The 5,084-nt window shown below is 44.9% G+C and carries 3 protein-coding genes; all 3 read right to left on the reverse strand.

All coding sequences use genetic code 11. From position 1 onward, the window contains the following. A partial coding sequence (locus tag H8S52_RS19410; protein ID WP_186910395.1) for a sigma-54 dependent transcriptional regulator occupies window positions 1-1,052 on the reverse strand: 1,052 nt, incomplete at its 3' end. Beyond that, window positions 1,045-3,363, reverse strand: coding sequence for an ATP-binding protein (locus tag H8S52_RS19415; RefSeq protein WP_117695252.1), 2,319 nt, complete (start codon window positions 3,361-3,363; stop codon window positions 1,045-1,047). The genes H8S52_RS19415 and H8S52_RS19410, both read right to left, overlap by 8 nt. After that, window positions 3,363-5,084: tetracycline resistance ribosomal protection protein (tet, locus tag H8S52_RS19420; protein WP_186910396.1), on the reverse strand; the 1,722-nt coding region annotated here is incomplete at its 5' end. The genes H8S52_RS19415 and tet, both read right to left, overlap by 1 nt.

Raw genomic sequence — 5,084 nt, forward strand, 5'->3', positions numbered from 1 at the left:
CGCACGTTGCCCGGCCATGCGTGTGTCAGCAACGCTTTACGTGCTTCGGAACTGAACCCGCTCACGCTACACTCCAGCTCTCTGTTTGCCATATCACGGAAGAACTCTGCCAGCGGCATGATGTCTTCCTGACAGTCACGCAACGGAGGAACGGTTATCCCGAAGTCGTGCAGGCGGTACAGAAGATCCTGCCGAAAACGCTTTTCACTCACTGCCGCTTCCAGATCCTCGTTGGTGGCGGCGATGATGCGGACATTGAAACTCCTGTCTGCCTTGTCTCCGACCGGGCGATACCGCCTCTCCTGTATGGCGCGGAGCAACATCTGTTGGGTTTCCAACGCGAGGTTTCCTACCTCGTCCAGAAACAGCGTGCCGCCTTCCGCCTCATGGAAATATCCTTTCTTGGCACAATCTGCTCCTGTAAACGCTCCCTTGACGTGTCCGAAGAAGGCCGAGGGCGCAAGCTCTTTGGTGAGTGAACCGCAGTCCACCGCCACGAATGGCTTGACTGCCCGCTTGCTCTTGTCGTGCAGGTGGTGGGCAATATGTTCCTTACCCGTGCCGTTCTCTCCGAATATCATCACGCTCATATCGGTAGCGGCTACCAGCCTTATACGGTGCATGATTTTCTGAAATGCGGAACCGTCACGGGCGAACACAGGCATACGGCGTTGTCCTGCCTGACGTTCTTTCAGTATGGAACGGATCAGGGGGACAAGTTTATCCTCCACAAGCTGTTTGGGAATATAGTCTATCGAGCCGAGTTTCATGCTTTCCACGGCGGTATTAACTTCGGCGTAGTCGGTCATAATGATGAAGGGCTGCATCTTTCCCTCCTTTCGCATCCAGCGCAAAAGGTCAATGCCGTTACCGTCAGGCAGGCGCAGGTCGGCAACCACGATGTCATTATCTGTCGCCTGTTGTAGATGTTTCTTCGCGGTTGAGAGGTGGTAAGCCTTCACGGTGCGGTAGCCCTCCCGCGCCAGCATGTTGCAGACAAACTCGCAGTACACGATATTGTCTTCTACCACAATTATTGTTGTCTTATCCATCTTCGTATTTTCTCCTTTCCTCTTCTGCCAACCGGATTATTTCCGCTCCCTTATCCAGCACGGCAGTCACGGCATGGCTTAACGCTTCACCATCCGGGAGTACATCGCCATGAAGCAATCTGTAAAGTACATTTAGCGGTTGGTCGGCACGTAGCACCTCCCACGAGCTGCGCAGGTGGTGTGTCAGGGAATCCAGCTTTTGCAGGTCTTTTTCTGTTGCCGCTTCCCGTATTGTCTGCATCTCTTTTTCAGTTTCCGTCATCAACTTTTCCAGCATAACGGCTTCATTGCCGTAAGACAGCAAAGCTGAAAAATCCGGTTTCCCGTCCGGTGTTTCTTTTATGGCACACCTGTCGGAAACCTCCATCAACTCCGATATGGAGAACGGCTTGAACAGGCATCCGGCAAAGCCTTTTGCCAATAGTTCCCCTTTGTTACAACTGCCCGAAGCGGTTGCCACAACCACCGGGATTGTTGGTGAATTGCCCACGTTGGACGAACGCAACAGTTCCAGTAATTCGAAACCGTTTATACCGGGCATATTCAAGTCTGTCAGCAACTGGCTGTATTCTTTCTGGCGTATCATTTCCATCAGTTCCGCAGCATCGGTGCAAGTGTCGCAGTGTATTCCTTCTTGGGAGTACATCTCTTTCAGCATCAGAAGTAATACCTCATCATTGTCAATGGCGACAACATCATGGAATTTATTGTTATGATAAACAGGTGTATTGCTTGTATATCCAAGCTGTTCTTCAGCTTCCTGCATAGAAATTTCAACTGTGAAACGACTGCCTTTCCCTTTCTTGCTGTCCAAACGGATTGTTCCGCCAAGCATCGACACAATATTACGCATTATGGCAAGCCCAAGCCCGAAACCCTCCTTTGCGGCGGCATTTGATAGACGTTCAAACGCACCGAACGCTTGTTTCTGTTCCTCTTCTGTCATGCCTGTACCTGTATCTTCAACGACCAGTGTCAGAACTCCATTATCATATTCAGTAATCAAAGAAACACCGCCTTCTTCTGTGAACTTGACTGCGTTTGACAGCAGGTTATTCCCGATTTGTATTATTCGCTCTTTGTCGGTCAATACAATGGCATCGTGTCCAGTCTTCACGGACAAGGACAACCCTTTGTTCACTGCAACAGGAATGAACTCCGTTTCAAGTGTGTGCGTGATTGCAGAAATCCGGCAGGGTGACAGACGGGGCTGTTCCTTGCCGTTGTCCAGGCGGAAGAAGTCAAGCAAAGTGTTGAGCATATCCCGCATACGGTCGGAGGATTGCAGTATATTTCGGATATATTGCCCATTATTACCGCTATTGCATTCTTTCCGCAAAAGTTCGGTATAGCCAGTTATTGCCGTCAGTGGTGTACGCAACTCATGGGTAATAGTATGTACCGCTTTCTTTCGGGAGGTTATGAGTACCTCATTTTGTTGCACGGACTGTTCCAATTGCTCGATCAAATCCGTTGTCTTGCGTTTGTATCGTTTAATGTTCTTTGCATCACGGTGTATGATGATATAGGAAATGACCAACAGCAAAAGAACAAATCCCATCAAGCCGCCTATCTGCATAAATGATTTTTTACGCATCGCTGTTATCTCGCTTTCTCTATTTTGTAAATCAGATTGTACCTTCTTTTCGATTTGGCAAATCAATCCTTGCAGTTGTCTGTTAAGTTCTGCATTACGGGCAGCAAGACTATCGGCTTGTTCTGACAATCGACGGCTCTGCGCTTTCTGTTCGTTGACCATGTTTCTATTGGATGAACGGAGCGTAGTCGTTGTTGTCGTTGGCTTCGTTCCCTCTTTTTTGCCAAAGATGCCCAAGAAACCTTTTCGTTTTGGCTTTTTGGACTGTTCCTGCACACTTTTCTGCACAATAACCGGAATTTGATTGGCTATCTTCTTGTTAATAGATTGTTGTTCATCCATTAACCGGACTATCTGGAACATCTGTCGTTCCTTATCCTCTAAAAGACTGCGCACACTATCGATGCGCTCTGCTGGATAGGTGGCCTTGAAACGGCAGAGCATACTGTCCATTGCCATACGCCGTGCATGGTAATGCTCGATATCTTTATCGTTCCATTCCAGTATTGTTTCACCCAATAGAGAAAATTTTATCATTTGAATATTGATATTGTTTATTTCTTTTCGGAGCTCGTCTATTTTTTTATTGCCAAGTTCTAATGCTTCTATCTCCTGCCATTCATAGAGGCTATTATATGCCATACATCCGATAAGAATGGAGATAAGTATATATCCCAACTGTATTGCCTTATAGAAATTTCCTGACCGCTCCATTATTTTGATGACATTGATTTTTGGAACATGAATAAAAGTTTATCTTTTTCGTTCATGCGGATATTATCAGAATAATCGCCTTTTGTTATTTGATACCCGCATGGCTTGACCATAAAAACGCCTAAGCCCTTAGTGTATGAACTTACTTCTGAGGCGTAGTCTTTACTTGTATTTAATGGAACTTTCCCTTTAATATGACACCACTCATTATTGCAACTGATGTCTTCAATCTCAGACATCATTTTTTGCAAATCTGTAATAGCTTTGGAACTTGCCGCTTGGGGTATCTGCAACTCAAAATAGAGCATCGGTTCGAGAATGTCCACACCTGACTGTTGCAAGGCCAGCCTGAAGACATAAGGGGTCAGCTGTCTGAAATCAGCAGGTGTACTTACCGGGCTATAATACTCGGCTTGAGTAAAAGTTACTTTCAGATCAGTCACTTCCCATCCATGTAAACCAGATTGGCAAGACATACGAATCCCTTCAAAAACGGCATTTTGAAAAGAATGGTTCAGATAACCATAGGAGATGTCACTTTCGATTTGCAACCCTGTCCCTAACGGCAAGGGTTCAAGCGTCAGCCCTATTGTGGCCCAGTAAGGGTTGGGTGGCACTTCGATCTGAATAATCTTATTGACCTTTTTTACAGGTCGTTCTTTGTAGATAGTCTTGATCTCATCAAAATGGACCTTTACGGAAAATCGTTCTTCCAGCAATGTCTGTATGATTTCCTTTTGTGTCAAACCATATAACGAGATTTCCAATTCATCACTATATGAGTTTATGGAAAAGGACAAAGACGGGTCTTCAATCCACAATGTATTCAGAGCGGATATCACCTTGCTTCTCTCTTCGGACCTGTCTGGCCGGACGGAGGATTTGAGAGCGGGATGCTGATGAGATAACCCTTGAATCAAACAAGGTTTAGTACCTAAATAATCTCCGATTCGAAAATCTTCCATATCTTCTACAATCGCGATATCATTGGCCCCCACTTCATCAACATTTATCTCTCTGCCCTGATAAATAGTCTTTAGATTTTTAATCTTGATGAATTTTTCCGAATCGTTGATTCTTACAATGTCTCGAAGTCTCAGACTTCCGTCAATTATTTTTAGAAAACTTCTTTTATGTCCTTTGGGGTCATGCTCTATCTTATAGAGATAAGCTGAAAGTCTGTTTGAGACTGATTCTGGAGGAAGTATAAAAGAAGAGATGGCGTCCAACAACTCATTGATACCGATATTGAACATTGCTGATCCATGTAGTACCGGATAGACTTTGGCTTTTGCCACAAGATCGATTATCGTATTCCAATAATCAGCCGGTGAAATTTCGCTATCCGCCAAATATCGTTCTAATATATTGTCGTCATGGTTGCATACAAATTCTTTGTATTCTTCCTTTATATATGTTTGGGAGCAAATCGGATAAACCAATCCATCGACAACAGTTTGCATAAACAGGACATCTTGAGACAGATTTGTTTTTATATCCAGATACAAACGCTCTAAATTCACACCGTCACGGTCAATTTTATTGATAAATATAATTGTCGGGATTTGCAGTTTTTGTAAAGTATTGAACAGCAACTTTGTTTGCGCTTGTATGCCTTCCTTTGCGGATAAGATGAGGACTGCTCCATCAAGCATTTTGAATGTCCGCTCCACTTCCGCAATAAAATCCATGTGTCCCGGAGTGTCAATGATATTGCATTT

It is taken from the genome of Bacteroides sp. NSJ-48, assembly GCF_014287405.1.
Lineage (GTDB): Bacteria > Bacteroidota > Bacteroidia > Bacteroidales > Bacteroidaceae > Bacteroides > Bacteroides stercoris.